Source organism: Desulfococcus sp. (genome assembly GCF_041737845.1).
In the GTDB taxonomy this organism is placed as follows: domain Bacteria; phylum Desulfobacterota; class Desulfobacteria; order Desulfobacterales; family Desulfococcaceae; genus Desulfococcus.
Window position 1 is genome coordinate 1 of the sequence record NZ_JBGSQX010000061.1, and the last position, 5,835, is coordinate 5,835.

6 protein-coding genes and 1 pseudogene are annotated in these 5,835 nt (G+C 64.2%); 1 reads left to right on the top strand and 6 read right to left on the bottom strand.

Annotated features, from left to right (window positions below; genetic code table 11):
* Positions 1-416 (bottom strand): annotated as a pseudogene (locus tag ACEW8N_RS06685) (hypothetical protein); the annotation flags it as partial.
* Between the two features lie 48 nt (positions 417-464).
* Positions 465-1,037, bottom strand: a complete 573-nt coding sequence (gene yeiP, locus ACEW8N_RS06690; RefSeq protein WP_373499027.1) for an elongation factor P-like protein YeiP — start codon at positions 1,035-1,037, stop codon at positions 465-467.
* A 269-nt stretch (positions 1,038-1,306) separates the two neighbouring features.
* Between yeiP and ACEW8N_RS06695 the strand changes: the two genes are divergently transcribed.
* Positions 1,307-1,561 (top strand): hypothetical protein, encoded by a 255-nt coding sequence (locus ACEW8N_RS06695; RefSeq protein ID WP_373499028.1) that lies wholly within the window; start codon positions 1,307-1,309, stop codon positions 1,559-1,561.
* 92 nt (positions 1,562-1,653) lie between these two features.
* Here the strand turns inward: ACEW8N_RS06695 and ACEW8N_RS06700 are convergent, their stop codons facing one another.
* From ACEW8N_RS06700 to ACEW8N_RS06715, 4 genes are all read right to left on the bottom strand, one after another.
* A complete protein-coding gene (locus ACEW8N_RS06700; RefSeq protein WP_373499029.1) occupies positions 1,654-2,661 on the bottom strand; it encodes an NAD-dependent epimerase/dehydratase family protein in 1,008 nt (335 codons plus the stop codon).
* Positions 2,646-4,376 (bottom strand): fatty acid CoA ligase family protein, encoded by a 1,731-nt coding sequence (locus tag ACEW8N_RS06705; protein ID WP_373499030.1) that lies wholly within the window; start codon positions 4,374-4,376, stop codon positions 2,646-2,648. The genes ACEW8N_RS06700 and ACEW8N_RS06705 overlap by 16 nt, the downstream gene beginning before the upstream one ends.
* Before the next feature lie 87 nt (positions 4,377-4,463).
* On the bottom strand, positions 4,464-5,366 hold the full coding sequence (locus ACEW8N_RS06710) for an alpha/beta fold hydrolase (RefSeq protein ID WP_373499031.1): 903 nt from the start codon (positions 5,364-5,366) through the stop codon (positions 4,464-4,466).
* 23 nt (positions 5,367-5,389) lie between these two features.
* Positions 5,390-5,835, bottom strand: a 446-nt coding sequence (locus ACEW8N_RS06715; RefSeq protein ID WP_373499032.1) for a 3-oxoacyl-[acyl-carrier-protein] synthase III C-terminal domain-containing protein, incomplete at its 5' end; no start/stop codon positions are given.

Sequence of the window (5,835 nt, forward strand, 5' to 3'; positions counted from 1 at the left end):
GTGCCCGAGCCGATGATGGCCAGGTCCCGGGCATCCGGTCGGGCGAGGTGCCGGGTGGCCACCGCGCTCACGGCGGCGGTCCGGATGGCCGTTACGGCCGTTCCGTCCACGATGGCCCGGAGCAGGCCGTGCTCGGCGTCAAAGAGCAGCACCACCCCCTGATGGCTGTCGTATTCGGTGCCGTGGTTGCCGGGGAAGATGGTGATGACCTTCACCCCGAGGGATCCGATGCCGCCCAGATAAGAGGGCATGAGCCCCATGATGTTCCCGGAGCCGGGCAGGGCCATCATCTGGCGCAGGGGCAGGACGGCATCCCCTGCATCGAGAAGCTTGAGGGCGTTCTCCATGGTCTCGATGCACTCCCCCATCGGCAGGAGCCGGGTGGTTTCATCCTGGTTGGCGATGAGCACTTTCATTTCGGTTCCTTTCGATCCGGCCGCCTGTCGCGTCGCCGTCGGTCCGATTCACGACTTGACCCGGGACATGAATTTTCCGGTTTCGGTGTTGACCCGGATGGTTTCGCCGGGGGTGAGGTATTCGGGGACCAGGACCGTGATGCCGTTTGCGAGGGTCGCGGGCTTGTTGCGGTTGGTGGCGGAAGCGCCCTTCAGGGCCGGAGCCGTCTCGACGATTTCGAGGTCGACGGCCGCGGGCAGATCGATGGCCATGATCCGGCCGTCCAGCAGAAGGGCCGTGATCTCTTCCATGCCTTCAACGAGCCATTCCATCCTGCCTTCCAGGCTCGCCGCCCCCAGGGTGTACTGCTCAAAATTCTCGCTGTCCATGAAGGTGAAGAGATTCTGGTTCCGGTAGATGAAGCTGACGGGCCGCCGCTCCATCTCCAGTTCCTCCAGGGTGTCGTTGCCTTTGTAAGTCTGGTCCAGCTTCTGCCCGGTGACGACGTTGATGAAGCGCACCTTGTAGAGGGTGTTGCTCCCCCGGGCGGAGGGGGTCTGGACGTCGATATCCTTGACCTGATGGGGCTGACCGCCGATGTCGACGATATTTCCTTTTTTAATGCTGTTTGCCTTGATCATGACCCTGTCTCCTGGATAATCTTTGCCGGATAATCTTTGCCGGATGATCCCCGGCGGTATCGCTCAGGGCCGCCCGGGTCCTCGCCGGCCGGAAACCTATAGCGCATTTTGCCGGGAGTCCGCAAGTATTCTCTCCCGGGGCAGCGTCCGTCCCGGGACCGGGGCGCCGGCATCCGTGGCATCCCCCATCCTGCATTTGCCTCAATTCCGGGGAGCTGGTATAAGGCCGGGGTGCATACATTTACCCCGTGACCGAAAGAGGTGACACCTTGCGAAAACGACAACTGACCCCCGGCTATATCTTCTTTTACATTCTCTTTCTGCCCGACACGTGGCAGATCCTCATCGGCGCCGCCGCCGCATCTCTTCTGACCTCCGCCGTGAGGCCGGAGGATATGGGGCGGGCCGGCGGGGCGGTCCTGTTCGTCATGATCGCCGCCATCGGATACGCCGCCTCCGGCCCCGTCGGGCGGGGCATCACCCGTGTCTTGAAAAAGCGGATATTGGGGGATCGGCGGCCCTGATACCCTTGCGGCGACAGCGCATGGCGAAACCGGGCGCGCATGTATTGGGGTTTTCTGAGCCTGTTCCGGAGCCTGACATGCACCACTGACGCTCAGCGGGCGGAGGATAGGGCCGACGCGAGGCGTTTCAGGCCCTCTTCGGTGGAGACTTCGGGCCGATAGCCCAGGTCCCGTTTGGCCGCGCTGATGTCGAACCAGTGCGCGCAGGCCAGCTCCGCGGCTACGAAGCGCGTCATGGGCGGCTCTCCCGGGATGGGGAAGGCGCGGTAGAGCCACTCGAGGGCAAAGCCGATCCAGGCGGCCCGACGCAGGGAGATCTTTCGGCGGACGGGCGGTTTTCCGCCGACGGCGAGGATAGCGTTGACCATCTCCCACAAAGGGATGGGGTCGTCCTGGCTGATGAAATAGACCCGGCCCGATAGCTCGGGGCGGTCCCGGAGGGCCTTGGCCGCCAGGAGATGGGCCCGGGCCGCGTTGTCGATGTAGATGGTGTCGACCCGGTTGCGGCCGGTCCCGACGATCCGGAGGCGGTTTGCCCGTGCCAGGATGCGGGGCGTAAGGTGGGGATCGCCCGGGCCCCAGATCAGGTGGGGGCGGAGAATGACGGCCTGAAGGCCCTCCCTGACGGCGCCCAGGACGGCCCGCTCGGCCAAAGCCTTGGTGTGGGGGTAGTGGGTGTGGTAGGCTTCCGGGCAGGGGGCGCTTTCATCCACCCCCTCCATGTCTGCGCCGTCGAAGATCACGCTGGGGGAGCTGGTGTGGATGAGGCGGGCGACCCCGCACTGCCGGCAGGCCTTGAGCACATTCCGCGTGCCGATCACATTTGGGGCGAAGTAGATTTCCCAGTCGCCCCAGACGCCGGGTTTCGCGGCCGTGTGGAAGACGAGCTCGACCCCCGTGCAGGCGCGCTCCACCGCCGCCGGATCGGTCAGGTCCCCCCGGACCTGCTCCACCCCGAGGGCGTCCAGGTGGGGATAGTATCCCCGGGAAAAGGTGCGAACCGACTCGCCCCGGATGACCAGGGCCCGCACGACGGCGCCGCCCAGAAACCCGCCGCCGCCGGTGACGAGGATTTTCCCGGCGGCTAGATCGCCGCCCACTCGGCCAGCTGCTCTCTGAAGATTTTCGCGTTGTGGCGGATGTCGACGGGGAAGCCTTCATGGAAGAGGACGGTCTTGATCTCGTGGGTCATGGGATGCTTGGCCGCCAGGTTGAGAAGTTCGTGCTTCAGGATGTCCTTGTTGACGCCCTTGTCTCCCTTGTTGAGTTCGATGCAGATGACGGGCTTCTGGTGGGGCGGCCTGCCGACGCCCACCAGGGCGCTCCGAAAGACAGCCGGGTGCTGGTTGAAGATGGCCTCGCAGGGGATGGTGAAGAGCGGGCCGTTGTCCGTGATCACCCGGTGGCTCTTGCGGCCGCAGAACCAGACCCGGTCCTTGTTGTCCTGCCAGCCGACGTCCCCCATGCGGTGCCAGAACTCGTCGCCGTCCTGGATCTTCGCCGCCATCTCGGCCTGGGGGCGGTCAAAATAGCGGCGTGTCACCACATCCCCCTTGACGACGATTTCGCCGATCTCGCCCTTTCCCACGAGAAGCTCGTCGGTCCAGTGCTCGATGGGGTTGTCGGTGATGCGGATGATGCCGACCTCGATGTCGCCCAAAGGGCGTCCGATGCAGATGCCGTATCCCTGCTCACTGAATTTTCGGGTGGTGCCCAGGATTTCGCCGGAGTCGATGCTTAAGACCGGCATGGCCTCCGTGGCGCCGTACGGGGTGTGGATCTCCGCATTTTCGGCCAGCATGCCCGAGAATTTTTCGATGATGTCGGGTGAAACGGGGGCCCCGGCGGAGATGACGCGCTTCAGGGAGGGCAGTGTGGCGCCGGTGGTGCGGCCGTGATCGCCCAGGCGGTTCAGGAGCGCCGGGGAGCCGAACATGGTGGTGACCCCGTGGTCCTCGATGATGTCGATGAGCTTTTCAGGGTCGGCATCGGCCGGCCGCGTAGGGTCCATATCGGGGATGATGGCGGTCATTCCCAGGGCCGGATCGAAGAGGGAGAAGAGCGGAAAGGTGGGCAGGTCGATCTCCTCGGGGCCGATGCTGAAGTGGTTCTGGATCTGCCGGACCTGGGCGTCGAAATTCCCGTGGGTGTAGACCACGCCCTTGGCGGGGCCGGTGGATCCGGTGGTGAAGAGGATCGCCGCGGTTTCCTCGGCGAAGGTCAAGGCGGGTGGGTATGGGACCCAGGGCCGCTGATGGACCTGCTTGAGGGTGAAGGCCCCCGGAAACCATCTTCGCCCGACACTCACCCATGTGGTGACGGTGGCAAAGAAAGCGGGGTAGCGCCATCTCAGGAGGTGGGCCTTGGCGATGCCGATAAAGGCTTCTGGCTTGCTCTCCTTGAGGCACTGAATCATCCGCTTGATCCCCATACCGGGGTCCACGACGACGGGGACGGCGCCGATCTTGAACAGGGCGTAGGTGAGGGCGAAAAAATCGAGGCTGGGCGGGACCATGAGGATGGCCCGGGTGCCGCGCTTGACGCCGACGCGTTCGAGGCCGTGGGCCAGGCAGTCCGATTCCTTGTCGAGCTGGGAAAACGTCAGCTGGGTGTAGGCGACGCGGTTGCCTTCGTCCCATCCCGCGGGATAGACCACGGCGCGCTTGTTCGGGTACCTGGCCGCCGATTCCTTCAGACGATAGGCGATGTTGAGGGCGCGACGATCCGACTGAACGGGGGCGTCGGGAGCCGCAAATCCTTCTTTTCCGGTTTCCGTTTCTGTCGAAAGGCCGTCTACCCGATCACTTGTGTCCATTATTTACCTTTTCGGTCCACGCTTTCTTGCTGTTTTTCGTTATGGTAGGGGGTTGAGATTGAAATAAATGTATCCAATACCTCAGTTTCAATGGTTTTTCAAGAATTCTTTGACGATGGGGAGGATCGCGTCGGATTCGTCCTCCAGCAGGTAATGGCCGCCTTCCGGAAAGGTGTGGACGGCTGCGTCGGGGAAGCGGCGGCGCCACTCCGACAGATAATCCTCGTCAAAGACGAAATCCCGGAGCCCCCAGAGAATCAGCATCGGAAGATGGGAGAGCAGGGCTAGATGGTCGTCCACATGGCGGACCAGGGGGTAGCTGGGGTCCCGGGGGGTGAGGGGGATGTCCTGAACGAACTTGAGGGTGGCCATGCGTCGGGCGGGGGTGCTGTAGGGGGCCGCAAGACCCAGGCGCACAGCCCGGGCAAGGCGTTTGCGGGGCGCCATGAAGAGGGCCGCTCGGGAGAAGAGGTTGAGCCCCAGGACCGCGGGGACGGCGAAGGGCGCAAGATTTCGAATCAGCCGGAGCCTGACGGGCAGGCCCTTTTCGCCGGGCGGAAAAAATCCGGCGGTATTGGTGATGACGAGCCTTCCGATCCGCTCCGGGTGCCGGAGGGCGTAGCATAGGCCGATCATGCCCCCCCAGTCGTGCACCATGAGGGTCAAGGGGGCGTCCACCGCCAGGTGGTCCAGGAGCCGTTCGAGGTCGTCGACCCGGTTTGCGAGACGGTAGCCGTAGCGGCGGGGGGAGGGCGCATCCGACAGGCCGCAGCCCATGTGATCCGGCACGATGACCCGATACTCAGGCGACAAGGCCTGAACCATCCTTCGGAAATAGAAGGACCAGGTGGGGTTGCCGTGGAGCATCACCACCGGCTTTCCCCGGCCTTCATCCAGGTAATGGTACCTGAGGCCGCCGATATCTATGAAGCGGGACGGAAACGGATAGAGGTGCCGGAAGGGCGCGAGGTCGATCTTCTTTTCGGGCATGCGGGTCTCCTTTCAGGGCCGGGTTACCACTCGATACCGATCATCATGCAGTTGAGTCCGCTGCCGATGCCGAAGAACCCGACCCGGTCCCCCTTCCGGAGGATGCCCCTTTCGGCGGCGAGGGCCGCGGTGACCGGCAGGGAGACCGTTCCGATGTTGCCCAGAAAGGGGAAGGTCACGAAATCCTTTTCCGGAGGGATACCCAGGGACTCCAGAATGGTCTTCTGGTGGGAGGCGCCCACCTGGTGGCAGATGACCCTGTCGGGCGGCGCATCCCGCCATCCCATCTCCCGGATGAATGCCCCGTAGGTTTCGATGCCCAGGGCGACCCCGTGCTTGAGCACGCCCACGGCGTCGGTCTTCATGACAGGAATCCCGCCCACGGGGCACCCCGCGTCAGGTCCCCACAGGCAGAGCCGGTGAAACCGGGCGGCGTGCCGGGCCGTGCCGCCGATCAGCCGGTGGCCCC